This is a genomic window from Halobacillus litoralis, from assembly GCF_020171725.1.
GTDB classification, from domain to species: Bacteria; Bacillota; Bacilli; order Bacillales; family Halobacillaceae; genus Halobacillus; species Halobacillus litoralis_F.
On sequence record NZ_JAIVAJ010000009.1, the window covers coordinates 92,630 to 118,912 of the forward strand.

The following is a 26,283-nucleotide window of genomic DNA, read 5'->3' on the forward strand; positions in this document are numbered from 1 at the left end:
GGCAATGGGTTATGTAGAAGATTTGCGAAAACTAATTGGGCATCGACCGATCATTTTAACGGGCTCTGTCGTTCTCGTCATAAATGAAGAAGGACAGCTGCTCTTACAGCAGAGGACGTACCCAGAAGGCGTCTGGGGGTTGCCCGGTGGATTGATGGAGCTTGGGGAAAGCACAGAACAAACGGGCGTGAGAGAAGTGTATGAAGAGACGGGATTGTCCGTTCGACAGTTGAAGCTGATCGATGTGTATTCAGGCGAGGAGTATTTTGCCGTTGCGGAAAATGGGGACGAATTCTACACGGTGACGACTGCGTATTATACAACGGAGTATAGCGGTGAGGTCAATGCAGATTTGGATGAAGCGATCCAATGCCGCTTCATCGACCTCCATCATCTACCGGAACGGATGATCGGCAGTCACCGTGAAATCATCGAAGATTTTCTGGAGCGTTTCTACTGAATGACAATGAGTTATTTTTCAAAAGCCAGAATAAAGGCAGCTTGACTCTGCCTTTATTCTGGCTTTTTTAAAACGTTCTTTTATGTATTCGCTGACCTTCGTCTTATGTATCTTATCCTTCAAAGGGCATCAGCCCCCAGTACTGTTCTCTAATGACATCCCTTACATCTGAACTGTCCCGCTCATCAAACGCTTCTGCCCACGCAGCAGGCTTGTCCTCCGGCAGGTTCTCTTCGGCGTATGACATGATCTCGGACAAGGCGTTCACCTTGAGATCGATTTCTGTTTTCAATTCTTCAATGTTCTGACCACTGTCTATCTTATCTTTCAGCTCGTAGATGTCTTTGTTCAAACGGCTCAACAAGTCGACGATTTCATAGCCATAGTGATGGCTGAACGAGAGCGACCGCCACGCTCCTTCCCGAAGCTTGAATTCTCCGGACAGAACCTCGAACCGATTAGATTCTCCATCTGAAGTGATGACATCTTCCCAAACCCCGGCACTCATCATGTTAAGACCCATTAACGTCGCTTCGACAACGCGCTGAACCTGCTTTCCTTCATCGATCACCTTTTCACGATTTTCATGAAACGATTGATAGTTGAAAAATAGAGAAAACCACAAGGCGGCCGTAACCAGGATCAGCCCTATCTTTTTCTTATCCATGAATGACTCACCCCCTCGATACTGATTATGTCAAAATCCCCTGATTTTCACAATGTGAGGGCGTGAATGAATATAAAAAAGCCTTGCAGCTCACGTGAGCTGCAAGGCTTTGATTTACGTTAACAAACGGCTGGAACGCCATTTGCGTGATTGCTGGATGAAGTGTCCGATCTTCTCTAAAATCGGCTCGACGCTCTTCTCATCGTTCAGCACATCGTAATCCGCGATATTCAGGCGGAGAACAGGGCAGGAGTTGAAGTTGTCGATCCAGTTCTCATAACGGTTGAACATCTCTTCCCAGTATTCGACCGGTGTTTCCTGCTCCATCGGGCGTCCGCGCTCTTTGATGCGGGAAAGAATATCATCGAAGGATCCTTCCAAGTAAATCAGAAGGTCCGGGTGAGGGAAGTACGGCGTCATGACCATTGCATCGAACAAGTTACGATACGTCTCATAATCCGTTTCAGACATCGTTCCTTTTTCATAATGCATCTTGGCGAAGATGCCGGTATCCTCGTAGATGGAACGGTCTTGGATAAAGCCGCCGCCATATTCGAAGATCTTCTTCTGTTCCTTAAAACGTTCGGCCAAGAAATAAATCTGCAGATGGAAGCTCCATCGTTCGAAATCCTGATAGAATTTATCGAGATATGGGTTGGTTTCCACTTTCTCAAATGATGTGCGGAAATTCAGCGCATCCGCAAGTGCATTTGTCATCGTCGACTTTCCGACGCCTACTGTACCGGCAATCGTAATCACGCTGTCATGTGGAATACCAAAACGTTCACGTGCATTCATTAGATAACTTCTCCTTTATATAAATGCTGCTTAACATGATCAACTATGCGGTTCAAATCTTCCTGATGTTTGACAAAATCAAGCTCGTCCCCGTTCAAACGGATGACAGGGATATCTGGATTCTGCTCTTCGAATTGGTTCATAAACTCTTCATAATCCTGAGACAGCTGCTGCAGGTAAGAAGGTTGAATGTTCGATTCGACATCACGATTCCTCATTCGAATGCGGTCCATGAGTGTATCCAGGCTCGCATCCAAGTACACGACCATATTCGGACGTGGCATATCATGTGTTAGTATATCAAAAATCTGAGAGTATTTATGAAACTGATCTTCTCTCAATGTACGACGAGCGAAGATCATATTCTTTAAGATGTGATAATCCGCTACGACCGGCTTTCCTTGAGTGAGGTAATCACGGTCAATGTCCTCCAGCTGTTTGAAACGATTGCACAAGAAGAACATTTCCGTCTGAAAGCTCCACTCTTCAATATTGTCATAAAACTTGCCTAAAAATGGATTCTCCTCAACGATTTCCTTCAATAAATGAAAATCAAACTGGGAGGCGAGTTTTTTAGACAGAGACGTTTTCCCAACCCCAATGGGCCCTTCAACGGCGATGAAAGGTATTTGTCCCATCTCTTCTCCTCCTTAACAAGACCTGTGCACTTCAAGTGCCCGGTAATAAAAAAAGACATAAATCGATACTTTTTTACAGACAAGTTCTATTTTATCACATACAAATCGATGAAGTAACAGGGAAGGGAGTATTTTGAAGGGGAATTTGCTAGGCAAAGATAGCAAAATTTTGTATAATATTCTCGTACGCTTTTTTGCCCCCGTAGCTCAGGGGATAGAGCATCGGTTTCCTAAACCGTGTGTCGCAGGTTCGAATCCTGCCGGGGGCATTCTTTCATTACGTTCTCCGAACAAACCTTTCCTTTAACAGGGGTGCAAGCAGAAACCCCATCCCTACACCAGCCAAATTCAAAATGAAATCATCAATATCCAGACTGCCGCGAATGGTTAGATACTGAGTCAGTTCGACAGCTGCAATCGTTGCGGCTGGAATCGTTACCCGTGTGCGCCATCTCTTACTTACATACATCAGATAGATCCCGAACGGAATAAACAATCCTACATTGGCGGCTAAGTTATAGAACCGGATGAAGAAGGGCAGCTCATTGAACAAATACAATTGAATCGTCTCAAAAGGTACCCAGTTGGCCGATCTGAAGCCGTTCGTGCCTGAGCGTACAATCAACAGGAAAATCATCAAGACACTGTACGCAAGAAAAAGGATATGAAACCACAAAGGGTGTATCGCATAGCGGATCCGCCACAGAAAGGCCCATACAATGAAAGCAGACAGCACGATGCCTAAGTTGATGATGACATAAGAGGCAGGGTGCAGGTTTTCGGTTAAGCCGGACATCAAGGGAAACAGACTCCAAAACAGAATTTGCCCGACCAGAATGGGGTAAAGCACATCTCGTCTCAAACCACCAGCCTCCCGTGATCGATTTCAATAATCCGGTCAGCCAGCTTCTCGGCTTCGTTCCGGTCATGCGTAACCAGAATAACGGGAATCTCCCACTTATCATGAAGTCGAAGCAGCTCGTGGTGACACTCTTCTTTGACGTTCGCATCCAGTGAAGAGAACGGTTCATCTAATAAAAGGAGATCGGGCTCTGTTGCAAAAGCACGGGCTAAGGCGACGCGCTGTTTTTCACCGCCTGAGATGTTTTTCGGGTACTCCTCCATCAAATGATCAATGCCGAGTGCCGTGACGAGCTGGTCCACCTCTTGTTGATCTTCCGCCCCATACAGAATGTTCTTCCGTACCGTCATATGAGGAAATAGCGCATAATCCTGAAACACATACCCGACACGGCGCTTTTGTACTGGTAAGGGTTTATCGGAACCTGAGAAAAGCGTTCTTCCGTTCAGTTGAATCCTTCCATCATCAGGATGGGTAAGACCGGAAATGCAGTGTAACGTCGTCGTTTTACCAGAGCCCGAGGGACCGAAAAGAACGATGATCTCCTTATCCATGGAAAAGGCTAGATCAAGCGTGAAGTTCTTCAATTTTTTCTTGATATCGACTGACAGCATAGCAAAGCCACCTTTTAGGAATCTTGTTTAAAGGCCATGACATTCCGTTTCGTCCACCAGTTGAGCCAGAGGACGGAACTGAAGCCTAAGGCGATAATGATGATGACCCATGTGTAGGCCTGCTCCATTCGCCCGGCCTCGACGGCTGAATAAATGGCAAGCGGAATCGTAGAGGTCACCCCTGGGATATTCCCGGCGATCATCAACGTCGCTCCGAACTCGCCGAGAGCCCTGGCGAAGGTGAGCACGAGTCCAGCCAAAAGACCGGGCCAGGCAAGGGGGAAGGAAACCGTGAAGAACACCTTCACCCTTGAAGCGCCCATCGTCAATGCGGCATTCTCAATGTTCGGATCATAGTTTTGAAAAGCGGCGGATGCGCTTTGGTACATCAACGGGAATGAAACGACCACTGCAGCGACGACAGCCGCCACCCAAGTAAAGACGATTTTATAATCAAAGAAATAAAGCAGCCACTGCCCGACGGGACCGTTTACCCCGAATAAGTAGAGAAGTCCGAACCCGACGACAGTGGGAGGAAGCACGAGCGGAAGCAAAAGCACGGACTCGATGATACTTTTCCCGGGAAATACTTTCCTCGCTAACAATCGGGCGAGTAGAATTCCTAAAAGAAAAACAATGATGGTGGCAATGGTGGCAATGCGTAAGGATAGAAAGAGCGGGGAATAACTCATCGATCACCCATCACTTTCTGCCATCGGAGTGAAGCCTCGATCCGCTAGAATCTGCTGTGCTTCATCACTCATCAAGTACGATACAAAATCACGGGCTGAGTCCTCCTGTTGGCTCGTTTGTACGACAGCGGCAGGGTAGACGATCGGATCGTGAGCATCGGATTCGAATTCTGAAACGACAGCCACTTGACCAGAAGAAGCCGCATCGCTTCCGTACACGATTCCGTATGTAACATTGCCGGATTCGACGTAGGCAAGCACTTGTCGAACATCGCTTCCAAACACCATTTTCTCCTCTAAATCGTCCCAAAGTTGAATCGTTTCCAGAGCCTGTTTCGTATATGTACCAGCAGGAACGCTGTCCGGCTGACCAAGTGCGATCTGCTCATTGGTGCCAAGGTTCGTCATGCTTTGTAATGAGGAAAGAGGCTTTGTCCCATTTTCAGCAATGACGACTAATCGGTTTCGGACGAAGTCGACTCGGGTCGACGGGTCGATGGACTGGCTTTCTTCAAGCTGATCCATCCATTTTTGGTTGGCGGAAAGGAAAACATCAGCCGGCGCACCTTGTTCGATTTGCTGGGCTAAGCGTCCGGAACCTGCTACATTTAAGGTGATGGTCGTATCCGTCATTTTTTCATAGTTTGCTGTAATTTCTTCGATTGCATCTGTTAAACTTGCCGCGGCAGAAATGGTTAAGGTTCTTCCCTCTTCGGCATTCGATGTGCAACCGGTCAGGGCAAGTACCAAGATGAATAGAATCGTTGCCTGTTTCCACATAACCTTTCCCCCGGTTCATAGATTTTACATTAATTATACGGTCTCAAAAAAAGGAAGTAAAAGATTAAAGGAGAGTCAAAATGAAAACACAAGTCGTGGTCGGTTTAATTCTGGCATTGCTGCTGACTCAGATGCCGATTGTCGGGAAGTATTTTGCGATTTTAAATACAATGATTCATGAATCCGGTCATTCCTTGATGGCGTTGATAACGGGCGGAGAGGTAAGGCGGATTTCTCTTCTTCCGAATACAGCGGGGACGACCTTAACCGGTCATACTTCGTGGATCGGTCATTTCTTAACGAGTATCTCAGGCTACGTCTTTGCCTCGTTCTTCGGTTTTCTATTTTTCTACCTGATTGCCAAGGGGCAGTATAAGTGGATGATCTACATCCTGCTCGCCTTTTTATCAGTGAATCTCATCTTCTGGGTCAGGAATGTGTACGGGCTGTTCTGGATCGTGACCTTCGGAGCGTTGTTCATCTTTCTGCTACGCAGTGGGAACCAGATGTTCATCCAGTATGCGCTTGTGTTCTTCGCCTCCTTGATCCTCGTGGAATCGGTAACGAGTGCATTTGAAATCATGTGGATCAGTTTCGTCTCTCCGATGCAGGCGGGAGATGCGGCGAATTTATCGAAGGCGACGGGGTTCATCCCAGCACCGATCTGGGGAGTCGGATTCTTCGTCCAGGCCTTGTATTTCGCACTGCTTGCGGTCAGGCAGGTGTTTCGGATCTGATAAAAAGAGCGCTGCTTCGATGGGAAGCAGCGCTCTTCTACATTATTGGACCGTAAAGGTGTAACGGATGGGTGTTCCCATCATGACGCCTTGTGTCGATTCGACTCCTTTTGTGTAAAGAGTGTAGGTTTGACCGGATTCGAGATCGTACGTTGGGTTCACTTCAATGGAATGTCCATTCTCAAGAAGTTCGACTGTAGCGAATACCCCTTGTCCATCTTCACTGACAAGATAGACATGTTCGGAATCAACAGTATCCTCATTCAAATTCACACGTTCCTGGAAGTTGATCGTGAATGTCTTGTCCGGATTTACGTTCTCCATGTCGACATTATCGAATGTCTCAAATGCTGTTGTATCACGCTCGGCCAGGTTCAGGTTGGAGGAGGAAAGGTAACCGACGGTATTTCCCCGCTTCACTTTGTAATAGCCGTAATGGTTACTGGACTGATTGGTTTCCTTGAATAAAACCTGATCATCCACCACTTCAAAGGTTGTGTAATAAGGGACTTTTTCACGTTCAATCAGGCTGTCATCTTCATATAAATACCCAAAGTCAACGTTAGAGTTATTAATAAGATAGATTTGATCCCCTGTTTTGACGTCCATTCCTGTGTACGTACCGGGCTCATTAAAGGTCACGGTATCCTCTTCAAAAGAAATGACACCATCATCGTTAATCACGGTGTATTCAAGGTCATCGATGAATGTCGTATCGGCCAAATTCAGTTCACCGAAGTTCTCCATCAGTTTGAAAACATGCTCCTGATACCCACGGTCCTCTGCATCCGCTTCTCCTTTTGGCACGTTGTACTCGACGAATCCGTTATACGCCATCACGGCAAAGTACCAGTGCTCGATGATGTCACGGTCATTCAGCTCGCTGTCTGTCGTTTTAATGGAAGGCAGTGTACCATCTTCAACTAATTCCCACTTTTCATTCAGGACTTCGGCACCCGCTTCAATGTTGGCGCGGGTATTAGTTTTGATTTCTTCTGTCACGTAGTCTGGATTCGTAATCTGCATAATTCCAAAGCCGCCGTCACCATTTGTTGATTCGAAAGCTTCACCGTCTGCTCCATACTGCTGGAAGGCGGACTCTTTGTAAGCCATCGCAATCAGAATTTCTGGCGGGATGTCATAGTCCCGTGCTACTTCGACAAGCAGTTCTTTCTTTTCATTGAAACTGAGTTCTTCTTCTGCGGATACCGCTGGTGCAAACAGTGTCGTCACCATAAGGAATGCCGTCATCAGGATTGCTAGTTTTTTCATTATGTCCCTCCGTTTTCAAATTTCACTAGTTTCATGCTATCCTATTTTTTTAGATTTTTCCATAAAAAAACATTGGAACTCCGCACCTGCCTTTACCAGATGGCACCGAGCGCATAAGGTAGTAAAGTAAGTGAAAGGAGGAATGAAAATGAGCGAAGGATACGGCGGCGGATACGGTGGCGGATTCGCACTGTTGGTTGTACTGTTCATTCTGTTGGTTATTATTGGAGCATCATATGTAGGCCGCGGAGGCTACGGATACTAATATAAACAAAGCGGGGATGCTTCCCCGCTTTTTTACATATTATTAGAGGAGATTCTGGACGAAGTAAAGTGAGTCGTGGGTCGGAAAATAACACGCTTTCCGTGGCCCAACAGGACGTTGGATCGTTCGATGTTTGACGGTATTAGCTGGAACAACCTTGGTCATTTTTGAACGTAGCAAACGAAAAAAATCGTTTGTCTCTGTCTGAAGTTGGGTATCAAATCAATACAACAGTTGGACGGAGGAATGACCGATGGACTTAAAAGACCAATTGCTTCAAAAAGGATACGATCAGGTAGATATCCTGCTCGTTGATGAGAAGTCGAATCAAACGACCGTTCCAGATATCACCCTGCACAAAGTAACCGATCTGGAATACAAATTATACTTGAACCCGGATACCATCCAGTACCACCTGGAAGAGGACGATCCCTATTTTGAAGCGGAACAAAAAGATGAAGAAGGCGGCACGAAACGCGTGAAAGGGTTCGTGCTCGAGTGGTAAAGTCCTGATTTCAGGACTTTTTTTTCGCTTTTCTCGTCCTCTCCTTCTTGTCTACATAGCCCCCGATGACCAGGAGAATCCCGGATGCAATCAACAACATCGGAACCATCGCTTCATTAATCGTTATGAAAAGAATGAGTGCTGCGATGATGTTACAGATTCCGATTGTACCTAAAATGAACAGCATTTTATTTTCTTGTTTCATACGTATTCCTCCCTTTTCTTCTTAACTTTAACCGATTCCGTTGTTTACTTTCAAAAAAACCGTGGAAATGAATGGATAATTACATCAAGGAGGTTATCCAATTGCAAACGCACCAACTCTATATTAACGGGAAATACACAGAATCGGAAGGAAATGAATGGATCGATGTGTTGAATCCAGCCACAGAAGAAGTGATCTCGAAAATACCGAAAGGAACGACAGGCGATGTCGACCGAGCTGTCGAAGCAGCCTTCCAAGCACAACATAAATGGGAACTGACTCCGAACATCGAACGTGGAAAAATCGTTCGTGCACTTGGAGATCAAATAGAAGAAAAACGCGACACTTTCATTAACCTGCTGCAGGAAGAGCAGGGGAAAGACTACGAACTGGCGAGTGGGGAAATCGATCTCGCCATCGATTATTTCCGGTACATGTCGGAATGGGCCCGCCGTATTGAGGGAGAAATCGTTCCGAGTGATCGTGAGAACGAGAACATCATGATTTATAAGAAGCCGATCGGCGTAGTCGGAGGCATCGTGCCGTGGAACTTCCCGATGTTCATTTTGGCTCGTAAAGTGGCAACGGCTCTTGTAACGGGCTGTACGATCGTACTTAAACCGAGTCAGCAGACGCCGAATACAGCGATGGAGTTTACAAAGCTTGTGGATGCCATGGATGAGATTCCAGACGGTGTGTACAATGTCGTCACAGGTACAGGCTCTGAAATCGGAAATTCGCTCGCCAAGCATGAGAAGGTACACATGATTTCGATGACAGGCAGTGTTCCAGCAGGTACGAAGGTGATGGAAGCAGCCGCTCAGAACATTACGAAGGTCAACCTTGAGCTGGGTGGTAAGGCACCAGCGATCGTAACGGCAAACGCGGACCTCGATATTGCAGTCGAAAGCATTACGACCTCTCGTTTAGCGAATAACGGTCAAGCCTGTACGAACGCCGAGCGTGTCTATGTCCACGAAAGCAAGGCTGATGAACTGATTGAAAAGCTGCGTCACAGCTTCGAGTCTAAGAAGCTTGGTAATCCGCGTGAAGATAAAGACGCGGATGTCGGTCCACTGGTGAGTCAAGGTCGACTGGAAGAAGTCGAAAGTATGGTAAAAGAAGCGGTCGAGGCCGGAGCGAAAGTCGAGATCGGTGGAGAACGAGGCGATCAGGAGAAAGGCTTCTTCTATAAGCCGACGATTTTGACGAATGTAGATCACAAATCCAAGATCATGCAGGAAGAGATCTTCGGTCCTGTCATTCCGATTGCCACCTTCAAAACGTTGGATGAAGCCATTGAAAAAGGGAACGACACTGATTTCGGTCTTTCTTCATCCGTTTATACAGATGACCTGAACGAAGCGATGCGTGTCGTCAATGAACTGAAGTTCGGCGAAACCTTCGTGAACCGTGAGAACTTCGAAGCCGTCCAAGGCTACCACGCCGGGATGAGAAAGTCGGGGCTTGGCGGTGCTGATGGCAAGCACGGCATGGAAGACTTCCTTGTCACTCAAGTGGTTTACATGCAGTACAAAAATGATAAGAAATAATAGGTGAAAGTGCTTTTCTATACAGTAAAAAAGGACGCCGGTTTAGGGCGTCCTTTTGCATGGATGAAAACTGAATTAACGGTTATCGATTTTTTCCGGATAAAGGTCATGGTTCATTAAGCGGTGGTCAGCCATCTGTTCGAATTTCGTTCCAGGCTTTCCGTAGTTGCAGAATGGGTCGATCGAAATACCGCCGCGAGGGGTGAATTTGCCCCATACCTCGATATAACGAGGGTCCATCAACTCGATCAGGTCATTCATGATCGTGTTTACACTGTCCTCGTGGAAATCTCCGTGGTTACGGAAGCTGAATAGATACAGCTTCAGCGATTTACTTTCGACCATTTTGACATCAGGAATGTAGCTGATGTAGATGGTCGCAAAATCAGGCTGGTGGGTTTTAGGACATAGTGTCGTAAACTCCGGGCAGTTGAATTTTACGAAGTAATCGCGGTTCGGGTGTTGATTATCAAACGTCTCCAGCACGTCCGGGTCATACTCAAAAGAATAAGCCGTTCCTTGGTTTCCGAGAAGAGACAAGTCCAAGCTTCCATCATCGCGTCCAGGCATACATATGCACCTCTTTTTTTAGATTAAATAAAAAAACCACAACCCTCTAAGGGCTGTGGTTTGGAATCATATCAGCGTCCTTAGTTTTTTAGAGAGGGGTTGGCTAAGAAACCTCTTTATTACGTAATCTATTATATTCGCGGCTGCGATCCCTGTCAATAAAGGTAGAAAAGACACATTTTTTGTAAATGTCTGGTATAACCCTTTAAAAAAGTGAGCGTTTCCACTAAAATAGAAAGTAATTAATGAAAAATTCAGAAAAAACTGTGTAGCTCTGAAAACAATCAGGGCTTTATTCAGCGAGATTGAGAAAACGTTTTCAAAATTCTTTGATGAGGTGATTGAACATGGACATGAAACCAATCCCAGCCCGTTCCGGAGAACACAACATGCAGCATTATGATGAAGCGTATGCTTTATTCGACTGGAAGAACGTTAAGGAAGAGTTCACTTGGAGCCAGACAGGAAAAGTGAACATCGCTTACGAAGCCATCGACAAGCATGCCGAAGATCCTCAAAAGAAAAATCAGGCGGCTTTGATTTATTCGTCTCCTGATCGTGAAGAAACTTTGTCGTTCGAAGATTTGCGAGTGCAGAGTAACAAATTTGCAAACGTGCTGAAAAAGCATCAAGTTGAAAAAGGGGACCGCGTGTTTCTTTTCATGCCTAGAAGCCCGGAGTTTTATGCGGCCTTCCTTGGTATTTTAAAAACAGGAGCGATCGCAGGACCGTTATTTGAAGCCTTTATGGAACAGGCGGTTCGAGACCGTCTTGAAGATAGTGAAGCGTCCATGCTCATTACGACGCCGGACCTGCTTGAACGTGTCCCGGTGGACGAGCTTCCTGATTTGAAGCAGATTGTGCTTGTTGGAGGAGATGCGCCTGGCAATTACATTTCATTTGAAGAAGAGATGGAGGCCGCTTCGGAAGATTTCGAGATGGAGTGGGTCGACTTAGAAGACGGGATGCTCCTTCACTATACATCTGGTTCTACCGGCAAACCGAAAGGCGTATATCACGTGCATAACGCCATGATCCAGCATTACCAGACAGGGAAATGGGTCCTTGATCTTAAAGAAGACGACGTCTATTGGTGTACCGCTGACCCAGGTTGGGTAACGGGAACAAGCTATGGCATTTTTGCCCCATGGTTGAACGGTGTCACGAACGTAGTCCGAGGGGGGCGTTTCAGTCCGGATGATTGGTACGGAACCATCGCTGACAAGAATGTGTCGGTTTGGTATTCCGCTCCGACCGCTTTCCGTAAGCTTCTGAGTGCAGGGGAGGAAGCAGTGAAGAAACATGACTTGTCGACGCTGCGCCACATCTTAAGTGTAGGGGAGCCGTTGAATCCAGAAGTCGTGACGTGGGGGCTGAAGGCCTTTGATCTCCGCATCCACGATACATGGTGGATGACAGAAACGGGCGGCATGCTGATTTGTAACTACCCGGCGATGGACATGCGCCCAGGTTCAATGGGTAAACCGTTCCCTGGAATCGAAGCATCGATCGTCGACAATGATGGCAATGAGCTGCCAGCGAACCAAATGGGGAACCTCGCGATTAAAGAAGGCTGGCCATCGATGATGCGCGCCATTTGGAAGAACCCTGGCAAGTATGAAAGCTACTTCTTAAATGGCTGGTATGTATCGGGGGATAGTGCCTACAAAGATGAGGACGGCTATTTTTGGTTCCAAGGACGCTTGGATGATGTCATCAATACATCCGGTGAGCGCGTAGGTCCATTTGAAGTCGAGAGCAAGTTGATCGAACACGAAGCTGTCGCAGAAGCCGGCGTCATCGGTAAACCGGATCCGGAGCGCGGAGAGATCATCAAAGCCTTCATCACGCTTCGGGACGGCTACGAGCAGTCCGACGAGCTGCTTGAAGAAATCCGCCTGTTCGTGAAAAAAGGGCTCAGTGCCCATGCCGCACCACGCGAAATCGAAATCAAAGATACGATTCCGAAAACGCGTAGTGGTAAAATCATGCGCCGCCTGCTCAAGTCCTGGGAGCTCGGTCTTCCAACAGGTGACACATCTACGCTCGAAGAATAATGACTGTTATCAACTCCCTTAATCGTCATCCAACGGTTAAGGGAGTTTTCTCATATGTCCATAGTTGAAAGGATCGGATCCACTATTTCACGGCGCATGGCCCCTTCATACAATGGTTCCATGATTTATGGGACAGGATGTTAACCAATCAGGAGGTTCATAGTCCGATAAATCTTTTAATGGGACAGCCGGAATGCCAAGCGAGAAGTTCATAGTCCCATAAACCATTTAATTGGACAGCGAGTAAGCAGGTCGAGAGATTCATAGTCCCATAAACTATTTAATGGGACACACAGCACACCAATCGAGCGCTTCAAAGTCCCATAACCCTTTTATTGAGACAGACCAGCCGCCAAGTAGGCATTCCCTGTCCCGATTCTCCTAGAAGTACCGTTGTTAGGCACTCTTCTGCCTACAGAACGGTTTATAAAACAACGAATTAGGACGTTTCCCCCTTTCTTTCCACATCTTGTTATGGTGTAATGAATAGGAAGAAGGAACGATATTCATCCGCTTGGTTGTGATTTGGCGAAGTGAATGTTCTTTATAAAGTAGTCCCCTTCTAAAGAAGAGGATGTTTATAAAACGGAAAGCAAAAGAGGCTCTTGTCTTTTTGCTTATTTTTTTCACTATAAACCGAACATATGTTCTAATTTTGAGGTGATGAGTCATGAACAAGCTAGCGAAACTGTTCTTTCATGCTTTTCCGAATCTAAAGGGAAACCGTGCGGTCGAAGCCTTCATAAGAAAGCCGGAGTATCAGGAGGCGATCGAACAGTATTTGAACGATCCTGTCGAAGAGAACCGGCTTGTGCTGGACGAATGCTTTAAGGACTTCTACTTCGGCGTCCGTTTTACGTCTTACGTCAGCACATCGCTTTATTTTCAAAGTGTCAATTTTGATAAGCGTTCCAGAAGATTCGAAGAAAGAAATGCCCTGACGCTCGATCAGCCGGTCGGGGATGAAGAAGGGGTAACCTTGAAAGATCAGATTATAGAGGGAGAAGAGGATACAAAGAGAGAACCTCTCGAAGCCTCTATCGAAAATCAGCGGCTGCTTGACGCGTTTCTCTCATTGACCGTTCAGCAGCGGAAGATACTGAATTTGGCTTATGTCGAGCAGTACACGGACACAGAGATTGCCGCTTCTCTCGGGGTGTCCCAGCAATCTGTGTCAAAGAGTCATAAGCGAGCCTTGGACAAGTTGAAAGAACAATGGACAGAAGGAGTGTGACAGCATGTTGAGTTTCTATCAAACGATCAAGAACTCACGCGAGTTGAATGAAGAAGTCATCCTTACAGCCTTTGAACCGAAGATCAAATCGTCTCTCAGAATGACGAAGCCTGCCAATCGGGAGGATCTCGAGCAGGAATTGAAGATGCATGTCATCCATTATGTACGGGAGTACGCGGTTGATGATGTACCGGGGTTGTTTGAATTGAATCGAAGACAGAGGAAACGAGCCTGACAAAGCGCACATTAGGGGAAGTGCGCTTTGTCTTTTTTTGTTGTCTGGGAAACGATGAATCCAGCCTGAGACTTTTTTCTGCAAAAAATAGAGAAGCGGTTGTGATTTCTGCCGCTCATCTTTCTTTATAGAGTGTAAGGCAACAAAACAGAGCGAAACGGCTTGGGATGGTTCGTCCACGCTCTGCATCCCTTTTGATTGTCTCAATACACTCATCAAAGGAGAGATCGAGATGGAATGGACAAGAACTTTACAAAATGGTGATACAGGCAGTGACGTAACAGAACTTCAAATCCGTGTAGCAGGTTTTGCAGCTAATTCTCCTTCACAATCGTACGTCAGCGTAGACGGTGTGTTCGGAAATGGTACAGAGGCAGCGGTGACCCGCTTCCAACAGGCTTACGGCTTAATGGCAGACGGCATTGCCGGACCACAGACGCACAACCAACTGAATGCGCTGGAGGCATCTGACGGTTCGACCGCCAATTTCGCTTTCAGTGAATTTTATTCAAAAGACGGAAGTGCCTTCAACGGAGGGAATGTTTCCGCAGCTCAGGTGAAAGAGAATGTCCGTCGTCTCATGTACAAGCTCGAAGCGGTTCGCAACAAGCTCGGCGGTGTTCCGGTGGTCATCAACTCCGGATTCCGAAGCATCAGCCATAACGCCAATGTAGGCGGAGTTTCCAACAGCATGCACACGTACGGCATTGCAGCGGACATCGATCCGGTCGGCAAGTCGCCTTCACAAGTTGCTGAAGTAGCGAAGACCTGTGGATTCAGCGGCATCATCGAATACAACACGTTCGTGCATAATGACAGCCGCATCGAGTATCCGTACGGCGCGACATTCTATTACTGGAACGCATAAAGGAGGACGAACATGATGCCCATCGTTGTAATCGACCCTGGTCACGGCGGTTCCGATCCCGGAGCCGTGGCCAACGGTCTACAGGAAAAAACACTCACACTGGAAATCGCGAGGCTCGTGCGGGATAAGCTCGAAAGTCGTTATATCGTCGATGCCCGCCTTACAAGGGATGCAGACGTTTATGTCGGCTTGTCTGCGCGGGCGGATTATGCAAATCAGCTCGGAGCTTCCTACTTCGTCTCCCTTCACCATAACGCCGGTGGGGGAACGGGATTTGAGAGCTTCGTCTATCCCGGTACACGAAACACCGAAACCGGCAGACGCCAGGACGTCCTCCACAACCGGGTAGCGGACTTTTTCGAAAGCTACGGCTTCCCTGATCGTGGCAAAAAAGAAGCGAATTTCACCGTCGTCCGCGAAACGGCGATGCCGGCGGTATTACTTGAGAACCTGTTTCTCGATACGCAGGCAGATGCGGATGCGTTGAAGGATCAATCTTTCCTGAATGCCTTGGCTGACGCTGTGACGACCGGGATTGCAGACGCTCTATCGCTGTCATCGTAACGTTTCAAAAAGGGGGGGAGGATCATGGATTACGCAGCCTTTGCTCAACTTCTTGGAAATGTTGGCTTCCCTATTGCCGTAACAATTTTTCTACTCGTCAAGCTTGAGAAGAAGATGGAACAGTTGGAATCAGCGATTCACACCTTATCTGAATCGGTGAAATCAAGAAAACAATAGAAACCTGATGCCCCGGACGGTCTATGGCCCGGGGTGTTTTGGTTGTTCAAATCCACTTGTTTCACATGAAACGTACACGGAGTTTTTTGTCAAAAGCTGTGGTACGATGTAAAAAAATGAGGAAAACGCAGGTGAGAGAATTGGAAACAAAATCAGGAACACTTATTGGCACTACACTCGAAACATCCCAATGGTTCGTCTTTCTACTGGCAAGCTCGGTCGCCCTGCCGATCGTCATCGGTTCCATTTTTGAATTGAACTTTGCTGAAATCGCAGGCCTGATGCAGCGGACCTTCTTCGCCGTCGGCATCACCTCCTTCCTTCAAGGCGTATTCGGTCACCGACTGCCGATCTTGGAAGGACCCGCAGGACTATGGATCAGTATTTTCGCCGTCATGGCATATTCCGGAGTAGAATCGGGAAAAAGTTATATAGAGACACTGCAGACACTCGAAGCCGCCATGCTTTGGACAGGAGCCTTTCTCCTGTTGTTCGGCATCTTCCGCCTGGCGCACCGCGTGCTATTCGTCTTCACTCCACTCGTCACCGGAGCCTTTTTATTTTTACTGACCGTTCAATTGAGCGGCACCTTCCTGCAAGGCATGCTCGGCGTCCAGCAGGAAATCGAAGCCATCCACCTGACAGAAGCAACCATCGCCTTCTTCACCTTCTTCTTCGTCCTCGCCCTTTCTCTTTTTGGAAAAGGGTGGCTGAGGAGTTATGCGGTGCTGCTTGGAATCGTCACGGGGTGGATCGCGTATAAGGTGTGGATCGGCTCAAGTCAGGATGGGGTCCAGGAGATGAAACTCTTCCAAGCTCCCGAATGGCTGGCCTTTGGACCTCCGAACTTCGAATGGAGTGTCATCCCGCTCGCGTTCATAACCGCGGTGATTCTGCTTTCGAATATTGTCGCTTCCGTCGTAGCGGTCAGCCAGTCGATTTATGGGAAGCCTTCCTATACATATAGTCAGGTTAATCGGGGAAGCAGCTTTCTAGGAGTCACACACGGCATTACCGCGATGTTCTCGGCCATCGCCAATGTGCCGCTTGCTTCTTCGTCTGGATTCATCGATTTGACCGGGCAGAAGAAAAAACGACCGTTTCTTTATGCTTCGCTTATATTAGTCGTAGTGGCGTTTTTTCCACCCATCGTTTCGTTTATTTCAGGGATTCCAGCTCCGGTGGCGAATGCAGCGTTGCTTGCGACCTTTGTACAATTGATGGGGCTTGGCCTCTCGAATATCGCAAGTCAGAAGCTGGACCAGCGGCGCCTTACGATTTTAGGTGTCTCCTTTTTACTTGGCATCGGCCTTATGTTCCTTCCATCTGAAGTGTTTCAGGGCATGCCTGGGTTAATGAGGAATTTAGTGAGTAATGGTCTGCTTGTCGGGACGATGCTCGTCATTATTTTTGAACAGCTTTGGAAGGAGCCATCCCAAAGTGAGAAAGGAAGGGATCAGAATGAGTAAGATCTATGATGTGATTGGTATAGGTGTCGGCCCATATAATCTTGGGCTTGCGGCATTACTTGAAGATACAGAGCTTGACGCGGTCTTTTTTGAGAAGACACCCGAGTTCGTCTGGCACCCTGGGATGCTTATTGAACGAATGGATCTACAGGTCCCGTTTCTTGCGGATCTTGCGACGTTCGCTGATCCGAAGAGCCGCTTCACGTTCATGAATTATTTATATGAGAAGGACCGGATGTTCCCGTTCTTCTTCCATCAACATTTTCAAATTCCGAGGCAGGAATACAACGATTATCTACAGTGGGCTGCGGATCAGATTTCGACGATCCGCTTCGGGCATACCGTCGTAGATGTGATCGATCAGAAGGATCACTATCAGGTGGTGGCTGAAGAGACGGCGACAGGAGAGAAAGTCTATGTCAAAGCGAAGCACGTCGTGATGGGCACAGGTAACGAGCCGCTCGTATTAGATGGCATGGACGGCTTCCCGAATGAGGACGTCATGCACTCGAGCCGCTATCTGTTCGAGAAGGACCATTTACTGAAAGCGAAGCACGTGACCGTCGTAGGCTCTGGTCAAAGCGCACTCGAAATCTTCTTGGATTTGCTGGAGGAGCAGGAGCGTCAGGATATGAAAGTGACGCTCTTTACCCGTACGGGCGGATTGTTTCAGCTGGATCAGGCGAAGTTCGCTCAAGAGATGTTCACACCGGGATATGTCGATTACTTTCATCAACTGAGTCTCGACCAGCGTAAAGAAGCATTGGATACGTTGAAGCCTTTGCGGAAAGGCATCGATCCGGATACGCTCACGCAGCTGTACACGAAACTTTATCATCGTACAGCAGGCGGGGAAAACGCCCGCATCTTGATTCAGCCTATGACGGAAGTGAATGATATCGAAGCGGATGAGGACGGCTACCTTCTTCACTGCCGCCAGTGGCAGGAGGAGCATGATTACACATACTCAACCGAAAAGGTCGTGCTCGCGACCGGCTACAAGCCACATATTCCGGATTGGTTCATGGACCGGTTCCAAGATGCAATCGAGTGGGAAGAGGAAGGCATGTACAAAGTGAGTCGTGATTATCATCTGCAATTCAAAGATGAACGGGAGCATCACTTTTTCACATTGACGAACCTTGTCCACTCCCATGGAGCAGGGGCGACAAACCTCGGTCTGTCTGTCCACCGCAATGTCCATATCATCAACACCATTGCGGGAAGAACCGTCTATAAGAACCAGGAGGACACCTCTTTCCAACAGTTTTCGATGAAGCACTTCAACTAACGGACATCCATTTTATTCAAGTTCGCGTGTTTAGTTTTCTGCACGGTGGGAAAATATGCTATGTAGATTAAACCAAACCAAGAATTGACAAGGAGAGATGGAAACATGAGTAAGATTGCATGCGTAATCACTTCCGAATTTGAAGATGTTGAATACACACAACCGAACGATGCCTTTACACAAGAAGGGCATGAAGTGACAACGATTGAATGGGAAGCAGGTAAGCAGGTGACGGGTAAACAAGGTGAAACGACCGTTACAATCGACTCCTCGATTGACGATGTGAAACCTGAAGATTTCGATGCGCTGTTCATTCCAGGTGGATTCTCGCCGGATCAGCTGCGCGCTGACGATAAGTTCGTTTCATTCGCGAAACACTTCATGGACCAGAAGAAGCCGGTCTTTGCCATCTGCCACGGACCTCAGCTATTGATTACAGCGAAGTCCTTAGAGGGTCGCACGGCAACAGGTTTCCACTCGATTGCGGTTGATATGGAATATGCGAAGGTAAATTACAAAGACGAGGAAGTCGTCGTCTGTCAGGACCAGCTGGTGACAAGCCGTCAGCCGGATGACATCCCAGCTTTCAACCGTGAAGCCTTGAAACTGTTAGAATCCTAAGACGAACAGACCGTCCATCCTAAAAGGTGGGCGGTTTTTTATCGTTTTATGTCCTTTTTTTGTCTATTCTGAAAATGGTTTTGTTTTTCAACCTTGTAACAGGTATGCTAAAAGTACATGATGTTGAATAAGCGAAGGATGAACGGGGAATGAACAAATAGAATATGGTAATAAAAAGCATTACATAAGGAGGATGACGATGATTGTCTTGGAGCGTGACAAAGATTTTATCTTAATCAAACAACACGACCATGCCGCACTATCCGGTCAAATGGTGCGCGAGTGGAAGCAGAATTTCCTGCTTCGTTCGAAATTGAGAGAAGAGGCGGATTGGGCTGCGGCTCAGCATGACCGTGCCTGGATCCCGCTAGACGATGAGCCGCGCTGGAATGAGGAAGAAGGACGTCCGTACTCGTTTATCGATTATCCCCTGGAGGAAAAGCTGGCCGCCTATCAGCGTGGGATTGAGGAAGTGGCCGGGCAATCGCTTTACGCAGGGATGCTGTGCAGTATGCATTATCAATCATTCCTTTCTGAAGACAGTGAGAATCCTGTCATCCGGCAGTTTGTTCAGGAAGAGAAGGAACGGCAGGAGGATCTGTTCGCCTCTATGGAAATGGACGTGCCGAAAGACATTTATGACCTTCACTTCAAACGCCTTCAGTTTTGTGACGATTTGTCGCTTTATGTATGTATGAACCAGCCGGGCACATCCAAGGAACAAGAGGTGTCGTGGTTCAAAGATGGATTCCGTCAGGCTTTTGACTTTGCGCCTGAAGGGATGATCGCGCACTGGGTGGATGATAAACAAGTATCCGTTGACCCATTCCCGTTTGAAAACCCGTTCGATGCTCAAGTTCCTTACAAATTGGTCAGGAAATCTTCCATTGACCGACTTGGGTTTACGGAAGCTTACAAACAAGCGGAAACAGATCAACGGCTGATTACATTCATACCAGCTGAATAACTAGCTCTTAGAAATGGTGAACTGATCGCCGAGAAGTAACCAATTCTGAGGAAAAGACAACCCTAACTTCCAATAGCTGATTCCGAGCAGTCCGCGGTCTTTGATCAAATCAAATTTACGCTGGATGGAGCGGGCATCTTCAAACCAGACCTCATGCTCGCTGCCGTTTGGATCAGTGTACGTAAAATAAGGCGCTTGTTCCTCTGTATCATAAGAAATGCTGACATTGTTCTCTCTTGCGATTTGAATCGCACGTTGTGGGCTGACCGCTTTGGCATACTTCCCACCCGGCTCATAAGGAAGGGTCCAGTCATACCCGTACAAATTCTGCCCGAGCAGGATCTTGTTGGCGGGCATCACGGATAAAGCATAATCTACAACTTCCGTTACAGGCCCGATCGGAGATACAGCCCGTGGCGGCCCTCCACTATATCCCCACTCATACGTCATCAACACGACAAAGTCGACAATTTCCCCATGCGCTTTATAATCGTGCGCTTCATACCAAGCTCCTTCTTGCTCAGCACTCGTCTTCGGAGCAAGAGCTGTCGACATCAACAACCCTTCTTGTGACAAACGCTGCTTCGCTTTTCGCAGGAATTGATTGTAATTCTCTTTAAGCTCAGGAGGTAGAAACTCCATATCGAAGTGTACGTCACTGAACCCAACCTCTTTGGCCGTTGCGATGATGTTATCCAGTAACGTGTTCTGGACATTTTGATCGGTCAAAATGGTACGCCCGAGCTCTGCGCTGAACTCACCGTTTGCCAGGTTCGTGACCACCATCATTAAAGAGGCGTCGTTGTTCGTTGCAATCTGCTTGAAGTTATCAAGCGGCGGTGCCTTCAAAGAGCCATCCGGTTTGATTTCGTAACTGAAGGGAGCGAGATACGATAGAAGTACCGCTCTTTGTTCAGCTGCAGTCCGGAGGGTGTTGGAAACCTCGCCCCCATAAGGCTCGATATACGCATTTGAAGTCATAGGGGTCGGCGGCGGATCCGGAATATAGAGCCTCAGCCCGACTTGCAGCGCTCCGTTTGCCGGAATCCCGTTCACCTGCGCCAGCCGCTCAGCCGGAATCCCGAACTGCTGCCCGATCGAATATAAGTTGTCTCCCGGTTGGACAAAATAAAACCGGCCTACAATCGGGATGACGATGGCCTGCCCGATGACAAGATCACCCGGAGTTTCTAATTCATTTGCTTCAATTATAGCTTGTGGCGTACTATCGTATAGACGAGCAATCGAAAATACAGACTCTCCTTGTTGGACGACATGAATTTGCACGATCGTCCCTCCTTTCTCATCTTTACTAATGTATGAGAATGAAGGAGCAACTTATTCTAATAATCTAGAGGTGTCCATATGAACCAAGATGAGCATTACATGACATTTGCGATAGAAGAAGCGAAGAAAGCAGAACAGGAGGGGGAGGTCCCGATCGGAGCGGTCATCGTCCACGACGGAGAGATCATCGCTAAAGGCTATAACCAGCGCGAGCAATCCCAACTCGCCTCCTCTCATGCTGAATTCATTGCCATTGAACGGGCGAATGAAAAGATCGGAAGTTGGCGGCTCGAGGACTGCACCCTGTACGTGACGTTAGAGCCGTGTCCAATGTGTGCAGGAGCCATCGTCCAGTCCCGTATTCCGAGGGTCGTCTACGGTGCAAAGGATCCGAAGGCGGGATGTGCAGGCACACTGATGAACTTACTGGAAGAGGAGCGGTTCAATCACCAAGCGGAAGTCGTTCCTTTTATAATGGAAGAAACCTGTTCTGAAATGCTGACGACCTTCTTCCGAACCCTCCGTGAGAAAAAGAGAAAACAGCGTGATCCAGACAAATCGTGAGACAACCATTGCATTTTCTTGAGAAACTCGCTATACTTGTAATGTCGTGCTAAGCGGGGAGGTAGCGGTGCCCTATACTCGCAATCCGCTATAGCGAGGCCGAATCCCCACCCGAGGTGGTGAGGTTTCAGGGTCTGCCTTATGAAAGTGGTGTTGACACTCAGGTCCTGCGCAACGGGAACCAGTGAATCCTGTCAGGTCCGGAAGGAAGCAGCAGTAAGCTGTATCTCTCGTGTGCCGCGGGAGTGCCTGGGTAGAGCCATGATCATAAGTAACGCCTGGGACCTCATCATCGACGGTGGGTGCACGGCATACATATGAAGTAGAAAGAGTCGTTATGAGTCAAATCATAACGACTCTTTTTTTTACTTAGGAAATTATAAGAATTGGACTCTTTTGATCATATATGCCGGATCAGCGACGTCCGGCTCCAGCGCCCAGCTCCTCGCGCGCGTAAAACCCACCCTGCGGAAGAAAAGTTCGTCTTCCTACGGGCGTTTTGCTTGGGCCTGCGGATGCAGGTCAGTTCGACGTTGCAACAGGAGGTTGCGATCTTAGTCGAACTTCCTCTACTCGGAGCTCCCAGGGCGCTTGCGCCTTAGTTGCAATATATCACCCCACCTGGTTCACATTGCATCCCCGAATCAGGTATAATGAAAAAAGAGACTAATAAGGGAGAACGTTTAGATGAGCTACCAAGCTTTATATCGCGTCTGGCGCCCCAAAAACTTTGAAGATGTAGTGGGACAAACCCATATCACACGCACTTTGCAAAATGCCATCGAGCAGGATAAGTTCTCTCATGCTTACTTATTCTCCGGACCCCGGGGAACGGGTAAGACCAGTGCGGCGAAGATTTTTGCCAAAGCCGTCAACTGTGAAAAGGCTCCTGCCAAAGAGCCGTGTAATGAGTGTAATGCCTGTTTAGGTATCCAAGACGGGTCGATTTCTGATGTGATTGAAATTGACGCCGCCTCGAACAATGGTGTGGAACAAATACGTGAAATACGTGACAAAGTAAAATATGCCCCAAGCGCGGTACCATACAAAGTGTATATCATTGATGAGGTTCACATGCTTTCGATGGGAGCATTCAACGCCCTTTTGAAAACGTTGGAAGAGCCTCCCCGTCATGTGATTTTCATCTTGGCGACAACCGAACCACATAAGATTCCACTCACAATCATCTCCCGGTGTCAGCGATTTGATTTCAAGCGGATATCCCAAAAGGCAATGGTCGACCGTATGGAGACGATCACACAGGCTGAAGAAATCTCCATCGCCCGGGACGCTCTGGAAATCGTCGCGTTAACAGCGGAAGGTGGAATGCGGGATGCACTCAGTCTCCTGGATCAGGCCATTTCCTACAGTGAAGAGGAAGTCACGATCGATGATGTCCTGGCTGTGACGGGATCTGTTTCGCAGGCTAAGCTTGCAGAGGTGATCCGGTCGCTGGACGAGCAGGATGTGAAAGGGGCTCTCAGTGCCGTAGACGATTTGATCCAACAAGGGAAAGACCCTGGTCGTTTCGTCTTTGACCTGATCTATTACCTGAGAGATCTGCTTCTTTTTCAAACGGCACCGGATTTGGAGCATCATCTGGAGAGAGCGATTCCTGATGATACCTTCCGAGGGCTCGCCGGAAAGTTGACGGCTGACTGGATCCAGAAAGCGATCCGGGAGCTGAACCAATGTCAGCAGGAAATGAAGTGGACGACGAGTCCGAAAGTATTTATCGAAATCGCGATGTTGAATATGGTGGAGGTGCAGCCGGCCCCACAAGCGCAGCAAGGTAGCGCAGTCGATTCAGAAGCTGTCCAGCAGCTTTCTCAGAAAATCGCGGAGCTTGAGAAAAACCTTGAGGCGCTGAAGCAGAACGGTGCTCCCCCTCAAGAAGGAACGAAACCGAAGCCGAAGCGCGCTCCTGCACGTTCCGGTAGAAAAGGTTATAATATTCCATATGAGCGGATACGCCTTGTATTGAGTGAAGCATCCAAAGAAGAAATCAAGAATGTACAAAGCAGGTGGGCTGACTTCATGGAAGCCCTGAAGCGGAACAACGCACCCGCTCACGCCACTTTGCTGAACAGTAAGCCAAGGGCTGCTTCATCAAAAGCGCTCGTCTTAGCCTTTCGATATGATATCCACTGCTCACTAGCGTTGGAACATCAGAACACAATCGAACCTCTGCTTACGGAATATGTAGGGAAGCCGCTCTCGATCATCCCGATTCCGGAACCGAACTGGCAGGAGCTGCGCGAAGAATACGTGCGTACGCAGAAAGCGTCGCCGGCTGAAGATGGTGAAGATTCAGAAGGAGGCGGAGAATCGGCTCCTTCGAATGAAGAAGACCCACTGATTTCTGAAGCGAGGAAATTAGTCGGAGACGACCTCATGGAAATTGAAGAATAAAAGGTTTACTTATAAAAAGGAGGAATCGCCATGCGTGGTGGAGGTAACATGAACAATATGATGAAACAAATGCAGAAAATGCAGAAGAAAATGATGAAAGCACAAGAAGAGCTTCACGAAATGACATTCGAATCTTCTGCAGGTGGTGGCATGGTTAAAGTCATCGCAAACGGGAAAAAAGAAATTACAGATATCGAAATCGACGAAGAAGTAGTCGACCCTGAAGATGTAGACATGCTTCAAGACTTGATCATCACAGCAACAAATGATGTTCTGAAGCAAGTAGAGGATAAAACGAACGATACGATGGGACAATTCACCAAAGGGATGCCTGGAGGCGGAATGTTCTAGGAGGAATTCTCATGTACTATCCTGAACCGATATCGAAACTGATCGATAGTTTCACGAAGCTGCCAGGGATCGGCCCGAAGACGGCTGTCCGCCTGGCTTTTTTCGTCTTAGAAATGGAAGAAGACGATGTACTGGATTTTGCGAAGTCACTAGTGAATGCCAAACGTGAGCTGACGCACTGTTCCACATGTGGTCATATCACGGATACAGACCCCTGCTCGATTTGTGAGGATGAATCACGTGATCAAACGCTGATCTGTGTCGTGCAAGACCCGAAAGATGTCATCGCCATGGAAAAAATGAAAGAGTTTCACGGGAAGTATCATGTTCTTCATGGTGCCATCTCTCCAATGGATGGGATTGGTCCGGAGGATATCAATGTCCCTAGTCTGATCAACCGCCTGAAAGATGAAGGGATCGAAGAGCTGATCTTAGCGACGAACCCGAACATCGAAGGGGAAGCGACAGCGATGTATATTTCAAGGCTTGTTAAACCATCCGGAATCCGTATGACGAGAATAGCACACGGCCTCCCGGTAGGCGGAGACTTGGAGTATGCTGATGAAGTAACCTTATCCAAAGCTCTTGAAGGGCGTAGAGAATTGTAAGAGGTGTTCACTTTGTTCGGACGAAAAAAACGAATTCGGAAAGAAATGGACAAGCAGCTGCTGGAGGATATCCGCAAGCTGAAGAAAGACTGGGAAACACTCGAGTCCATCATGGAACAGAGTATTGAGCCGAGTGATGCCGGGTTGCAGGACCTGGCTGTCGTCAAAGCGAAATACTTCTATCTATTAAGAGAAGCACGAGTCCGAGGGATCAGTGCGCTTTCGTAATGCTTGTACTAACCCCCTGTCTTTGGGCATAGACTGTGAAAGAAACAGTTTTACTCAGACAGGGGGTTTTTATATGGATCCGGTTCTCGTCTTGTTATTGTTAGGACTGGCTATTCCGCTGCTTTTGATCATCGGTCTTCCTGCTGCACCGATCAAGTGGGTGGGACAAGTTCTGATGCGTGTCGTTGTAGCGGTGATTCTTCTTTTTTTCGTCAACCTCTTCGGAGCGCAGTTCGGCCTGCACGTTCCGATCAACGGATTTACAGCGACAGTTTCTACATTATTAGGTGTACCCGGCGTTCTATCATTAACGGCGATTCACTTATGGGTGATTTGAAAATGAGTGCAGAGACTTTCTGCATTCTTTTTTTATGGAGTTTTAAAAAAAGGGGTTGTGCAACTCGGCAGCAGGTGGTATAGTATTAATTGTCGCTTTGAGAGCGGCGCTGAACGGAATGAAAAAAAGTGATTGACTTACTAGATTCATTCGTGATATATTAGTAGATGTCGCGTTGAAAGACACCGACAAATACGAAAATAAATCACAAAAAAGTTGTTGACATCAAACAACAAAATGTGTTAAGATGGTTGAGTCGCTGTTTTGAACAGCACGCAACATTTTGATCTTTGAAAACTGAACGAACCAACCAGTACGTCAATATTTTCTTCTTAGTGAAGAAAAGACAACGAGCACATTTCGATGTGCAAATGAGCAAGTCAAACTTAACTTTT

Annotated in this window: 32 protein-coding genes, 1 tRNA gene and 1 other RNA gene; 23 read left to right on the plus strand and 11 right to left on the minus strand. The window is 47.6% G+C overall.

The window, feature by feature from the left end; genetic code table 11:
• The first annotated feature begins 4 nt into the window (after positions 1 to 4).
• Positions 5 to 460 (plus strand): NUDIX hydrolase, encoded by a 456-nt coding sequence (locus LCM20_RS17290; RefSeq protein ID WP_225196746.1) that lies wholly within the window; start codon positions 5 to 7, stop codon positions 458 to 460.
• Between the two features lie 112 nt (positions 461 to 572).
• On the opposite strand, the gene LCM20_RS17295 is transcribed toward LCM20_RS17290, so the two are convergent.
• The 3 genes from LCM20_RS17295 to LCM20_RS17305 all read right to left on the minus strand — a co-directional run bounded on the left by LCM20_RS17295 (position 573) and on the right by LCM20_RS17305 (position 2,563).
• The gene (locus LCM20_RS17295; RefSeq protein WP_225196747.1) at positions 573 to 1,127 is read right to left on the minus strand and encodes a hypothetical protein; all 555 of its coding nucleotides are present in this window, start codon (positions 1,125 to 1,127) and stop codon (positions 573 to 575) included.
• A gap of 114 nt (positions 1,128 to 1,241) precedes the next feature.
• Positions 1,242 to 1,925 (minus strand): deoxynucleoside kinase, encoded by a 684-nt coding sequence (locus tag LCM20_RS17300; RefSeq protein WP_225196748.1) that lies wholly within the window; start codon positions 1,923 to 1,925, stop codon positions 1,242 to 1,244.
• Positions 1,925 to 2,563, minus strand: coding sequence for a deoxynucleoside kinase (locus LCM20_RS17305; RefSeq protein WP_225196749.1), 639 nt, complete (start codon positions 2,561 to 2,563; stop codon positions 1,925 to 1,927). The genes LCM20_RS17300 and LCM20_RS17305 overlap by 1 nt, the downstream gene beginning before the upstream one ends.
• Positions 2,564 to 2,759: 196 nt before the next feature.
• Here LCM20_RS17305 and LCM20_RS17310 point away from each other — a divergent pair.
• Positions 2,760 to 2,832: transfer RNA gene (locus LCM20_RS17310), tRNA-Arg, on the plus strand.
• Between the two features lie 8 nt (positions 2,833 to 2,840).
• Here LCM20_RS17310 and LCM20_RS17315 read toward each other — a convergent pair.
• The 4 genes from LCM20_RS17315 to modA are packed head-to-tail and all read right to left on the minus strand — an operon-like array spanning position 2,841 to position 5,511.
• A complete protein-coding gene (locus LCM20_RS17315; protein WP_225196750.1) occupies positions 2,841 to 3,425 on the minus strand; it encodes a VanZ family protein in 585 nt (194 codons plus the stop codon).
• A complete protein-coding gene (locus tag LCM20_RS17320) occupies positions 3,422 to 4,039 on the minus strand; it encodes an ATP-binding cassette domain-containing protein (protein WP_225196751.1) in 618 nt (205 codons plus the stop codon). The genes LCM20_RS17315 and LCM20_RS17320 overlap by 4 nt, the downstream gene beginning before the upstream one ends.
• Before the next feature lie 14 nt (positions 4,040 to 4,053).
• Positions 4,054 to 4,731, minus strand: coding sequence for a molybdate ABC transporter permease subunit (gene modB, locus LCM20_RS17325; RefSeq protein WP_225196752.1), 678 nt, complete (start codon positions 4,729 to 4,731; stop codon positions 4,054 to 4,056).
• Positions 4,732 to 4,734: 3 nt separating this feature from the next.
• Positions 4,735 to 5,511 (minus strand): molybdate ABC transporter substrate-binding protein, encoded by a 777-nt coding sequence (gene modA, locus LCM20_RS17330; RefSeq protein ID WP_225196753.1) that lies wholly within the window; start codon positions 5,509 to 5,511, stop codon positions 4,735 to 4,737.
• 80 nt (positions 5,512 to 5,591) lie between these two features.
• On the opposite strand from modA, the gene LCM20_RS17335 reads away from it, so the two are divergent.
• Entirely contained in the window at positions 5,592 to 6,248 is a 657-nt protein-coding gene (locus LCM20_RS17335) for a M50 family metallopeptidase (RefSeq protein WP_225196754.1), read from the plus strand.
• Positions 6,249 to 6,290: 42 nt separating this feature from the next.
• On the opposite strand, the gene LCM20_RS17340 is transcribed toward LCM20_RS17335, so the two are convergent.
• The gene (locus LCM20_RS17340) at positions 6,291 to 7,520 is read right to left on the minus strand and encodes an Ig-like domain-containing protein (protein WP_225196755.1); all 1,230 of its coding nucleotides are present in this window, start codon (positions 7,518 to 7,520) and stop codon (positions 6,291 to 6,293) included.
• 148 nt (positions 7,521 to 7,668) lie between these two features.
• Here LCM20_RS17340 and LCM20_RS17345 point away from each other — a divergent pair, with 148 nt between their 5' ends.
• A complete protein-coding gene (locus LCM20_RS17345; protein ID WP_318247327.1) occupies positions 7,669 to 7,785 on the plus strand; it encodes a YjcZ family sporulation protein in 117 nt (38 codons plus the stop codon).
• A gap of 253 nt (positions 7,786 to 8,038) precedes the next feature.
• Complete coding sequence (locus tag LCM20_RS17350; RefSeq protein ID WP_225196757.1) at positions 8,039 to 8,290, plus strand: hypothetical protein; 252 nt, start codon at positions 8,039 to 8,041, stop codon at positions 8,288 to 8,290.
• A 10-nt stretch (positions 8,291 to 8,300) separates the two neighbouring features.
• On the opposite strand, the gene LCM20_RS17355 is transcribed toward LCM20_RS17350, so the two are convergent.
• Positions 8,301 to 8,495 (minus strand): hypothetical protein, encoded by a 195-nt coding sequence (locus tag LCM20_RS17355; RefSeq protein ID WP_225196758.1) that lies wholly within the window; start codon positions 8,493 to 8,495, stop codon positions 8,301 to 8,303.
• 101 nt (positions 8,496 to 8,596) lie between these two features.
• Between LCM20_RS17355 and aldA the strand changes: the two genes are divergently transcribed.
• Positions 8,597 to 10,048, plus strand: a complete 1,452-nt coding sequence (gene aldA, locus LCM20_RS17360; RefSeq protein WP_225196759.1) for an aldehyde dehydrogenase — start codon at positions 8,597 to 8,599, stop codon at positions 10,046 to 10,048.
• A gap of 75 nt (positions 10,049 to 10,123) precedes the next feature.
• Here aldA and queF read toward each other — a convergent pair whose 3' ends face one another.
• The gene (gene queF / locus LCM20_RS17365) at positions 10,124 to 10,618 is read right to left on the minus strand and encodes a preQ(1) synthase (protein WP_225196760.1); all 495 of its coding nucleotides are present in this window, start codon (positions 10,616 to 10,618) and stop codon (positions 10,124 to 10,126) included.
• A 347-nt stretch (positions 10,619 to 10,965) separates the two neighbouring features.
• On the opposite strand from queF, the gene acsA reads away from it, so the two are divergent.
• The 10 genes from acsA to LCM20_RS17415 all read left to right on the plus strand — a co-directional run bounded on the left by acsA (position 10,966) and on the right by LCM20_RS17415 (position 20,101).
• Positions 10,966 to 12,675: an acetate--CoA ligase gene (acsA, locus tag LCM20_RS17370; protein WP_225196761.1), complete on the plus strand. Its 1,710-nt coding sequence runs from the start codon at positions 10,966 to 10,968 to the stop codon at positions 12,673 to 12,675.
• A gap of 670 nt (positions 12,676 to 13,345) precedes the next feature.
• Positions 13,346 to 13,909: a sigma-70 family RNA polymerase sigma factor gene (locus tag LCM20_RS17375; RefSeq protein WP_225196762.1), complete on the plus strand. Its 564-nt coding sequence runs from the start codon at positions 13,346 to 13,348 to the stop codon at positions 13,907 to 13,909.
• A gap of 4 nt (positions 13,910 to 13,913) precedes the next feature.
• Complete coding sequence (locus LCM20_RS17380) at positions 13,914 to 14,144, plus strand: hypothetical protein (RefSeq protein WP_225196763.1); 231 nt, start codon at positions 13,914 to 13,916, stop codon at positions 14,142 to 14,144.
• A 232-nt stretch (positions 14,145 to 14,376) separates the two neighbouring features.
• Positions 14,377 to 15,012, plus strand: a complete 636-nt coding sequence (locus LCM20_RS17385; RefSeq protein ID WP_225196764.1) for a D-Ala-D-Ala carboxypeptidase family metallohydrolase — start codon at positions 14,377 to 14,379, stop codon at positions 15,010 to 15,012.
• 15 nt (positions 15,013 to 15,027) lie between these two features.
• Positions 15,028 to 15,576 carry an N-acetylmuramoyl-L-alanine amidase family protein gene (locus LCM20_RS17390; RefSeq protein WP_225196765.1) on the plus strand — a complete coding sequence of 183 codons (549 nt, stop codon included), beginning with the start codon at positions 15,028 to 15,030 and terminating at the stop codon, positions 15,574 to 15,576.
• A 24-nt stretch (positions 15,577 to 15,600) separates the two neighbouring features.
• Entirely contained in the window at positions 15,601 to 15,753 is a 153-nt protein-coding gene (locus LCM20_RS17395) for a YvrJ family protein (protein ID WP_225196766.1), read from the plus strand.
• 131 nt (positions 15,754 to 15,884) lie between these two features.
• Entirely contained in the window at positions 15,885 to 17,222 is a 1,338-nt protein-coding gene (locus tag LCM20_RS17400; RefSeq protein WP_225196767.1) for a purine/pyrimidine permease, read from the plus strand.
• Positions 17,215 to 18,513: a lysine N(6)-hydroxylase/L-ornithine N(5)-oxygenase family protein gene (locus tag LCM20_RS17405; RefSeq protein ID WP_225196768.1), complete on the plus strand. Its 1,299-nt coding sequence runs from the start codon at positions 17,215 to 17,217 to the stop codon at positions 18,511 to 18,513. The genes LCM20_RS17400 and LCM20_RS17405 overlap by 8 nt, the downstream gene beginning before the upstream one ends.
• A 105-nt stretch (positions 18,514 to 18,618) precedes the next feature.
• Positions 18,619 to 19,134: a type 1 glutamine amidotransferase domain-containing protein gene (locus LCM20_RS17410; RefSeq protein WP_225196769.1), complete on the plus strand. Its 516-nt coding sequence runs from the start codon at positions 18,619 to 18,621 to the stop codon at positions 19,132 to 19,134.
• A 199-nt stretch (positions 19,135 to 19,333) separates the two neighbouring features.
• A complete protein-coding gene (locus LCM20_RS17415; protein WP_225196770.1) occupies positions 19,334 to 20,101 on the plus strand; it encodes a DUF3891 family protein in 768 nt (255 codons plus the stop codon).
• Here the strand turns inward: LCM20_RS17415 and LCM20_RS17420 are convergent, their stop codons facing one another.
• On the minus strand, positions 20,102 to 21,388 hold the full coding sequence (locus LCM20_RS17420; protein ID WP_225196771.1) for a glycosyl hydrolase family 18 protein: 1,287 nt from the start codon (positions 21,386 to 21,388) through the stop codon (positions 20,102 to 20,104).
• A gap of 78 nt (positions 21,389 to 21,466) precedes the next feature.
• Between LCM20_RS17420 and tadA the strand changes: the two genes are divergently transcribed.
• From tadA to LCM20_RS17455, 7 genes are all read left to right on the plus strand, one after another.
• Complete coding sequence (gene tadA, locus LCM20_RS17425; RefSeq protein ID WP_225196772.1) at positions 21,467 to 21,952, plus strand: tRNA adenosine(34) deaminase TadA; 486 nt, start codon at positions 21,467 to 21,469, stop codon at positions 21,950 to 21,952.
• Between the two features lie 44 nt (positions 21,953 to 21,996).
• Positions 21,997 to 22,262: signal recognition particle sRNA large type (ffs, locus tag LCM20_RS17430), an RNA gene on the plus strand.
• A 377-nt stretch (positions 22,263 to 22,639) separates the two neighbouring features.
• Complete coding sequence (gene dnaX / locus LCM20_RS17435; protein WP_225196773.1) at positions 22,640 to 24,364, plus strand: DNA polymerase III subunit gamma/tau; 1,725 nt, start codon at positions 22,640 to 22,642, stop codon at positions 24,362 to 24,364.
• A 30-nt stretch (positions 24,365 to 24,394) separates the two neighbouring features.
• Positions 24,395 to 24,715, plus strand: coding sequence for a YbaB/EbfC family nucleoid-associated protein (locus tag LCM20_RS17440; protein WP_225196774.1), 321 nt, complete (start codon positions 24,395 to 24,397; stop codon positions 24,713 to 24,715).
• A gap of 11 nt (positions 24,716 to 24,726) precedes the next feature.
• On the plus strand, positions 24,727 to 25,323 hold the full coding sequence (recR, locus tag LCM20_RS17445) for a recombination mediator RecR (protein ID WP_225196775.1): 597 nt from the start codon (positions 24,727 to 24,729) through the stop codon (positions 25,321 to 25,323).
• Between the two features lie 3 nt (positions 25,324 to 25,326).
• A complete protein-coding gene (locus LCM20_RS17450) occupies positions 25,327 to 25,551 on the plus strand; it encodes a YaaL family protein (protein ID WP_318247328.1) in 225 nt (74 codons plus the stop codon).
• A 73-nt stretch (positions 25,552 to 25,624) separates the two neighbouring features.
• Positions 25,625 to 25,888, plus strand: a complete 264-nt coding sequence (locus LCM20_RS17455) for a pro-sigmaK processing inhibitor BofA family protein (protein ID WP_225196777.1) — start codon at positions 25,625 to 25,627, stop codon at positions 25,886 to 25,888.
• Positions 25,889 to 26,283: the final 395 nt, after the last annotated feature.